1 protein-coding gene is annotated in these 867 nt (G+C 34.0%); it reads left to right on the plus strand.

The window, feature by feature from the left end; all coding sequences use genetic code 11:
• Positions 1-717 (plus strand): hypothetical protein (locus ACFQ13_RS01885; protein ID WP_386113438.1); only part of this gene is annotated, 717 nt, incomplete at its 5' end.
• Between the last annotated feature and the right edge of the window lie 150 nt (positions 718-867).

Consider the following 867-nt stretch of genomic DNA (forward strand, 5'->3'; position numbering starts at 1 on the left):
CGTTGGCAAACATATAACCGAACAATGAAATTCATCTTTCTAACTATAATTTTACTTCTGACTTTTAGTTGTTCAAACGAAAAAGCTATAGCGGAATTTGAAGAAGTTTTGGGAAAAGAAAACAGCGAAACTCTGACTTATCTAGTAAACGACTTTGAATCGGATTTTCTAAAAAGACAGTATCCGAATTTGGAGACAAAAAAAGCTTACAAACAATTTTTGACCGAATTATCAAAAGGAGAGACTGAATATTGGAAAAAGATTTCAAAAAGCAGTAGAGAATATCTAAAAAAGCGTGATTTAAGATTGGAAATCTATAGTGTTCCTGACTCAATTTGGATTGAACGCGACCCTGAAAAATTGACTTTGAGTTTTAGCGACGTTCCAATGTTAAAAATTAGACGTAAATATTTATTGCCAGACGGAACTTTAGGCTACAGTACATCTGAATCTTCATTCCGATATAAAGAAGCGATAGATGAGGATTCCATCATCGAATCTCGAAAAAATTGGGTTGCTATAAATTATGTTGGGAGCTACACTAGAGCATTGAATTCAATTAAAAATAAATCTCGTTTTTTAACTGGATATCTTGATATGCGAGATGCAGCTGGAACGATTGACCCAAGACTTATTGCAGACCGAATGTTAGAAACTAAAGTTGACTTAAATGACTATTTCATAAAGCGATTAATAGTAACTGAGATTGTCTATTGAAAATAAAATACGATTTGCCAACACCGTGTATAATTAATTGCTAGGTTCTTCCCTACTTGCGAAAATTCCTGCGGAATTTTCACGGGTTCGTAAAAGTTTGCTAACTTAGTTGCTTAACCACGCAACTAACCATACACAAAACCGTTGGCA

This window comes from Winogradskyella rapida (assembly GCF_042675845.1).
GTDB lineage: Bacteria > Bacteroidota > Bacteroidia > Flavobacteriales > Flavobacteriaceae > Winogradskyella > Winogradskyella rapida.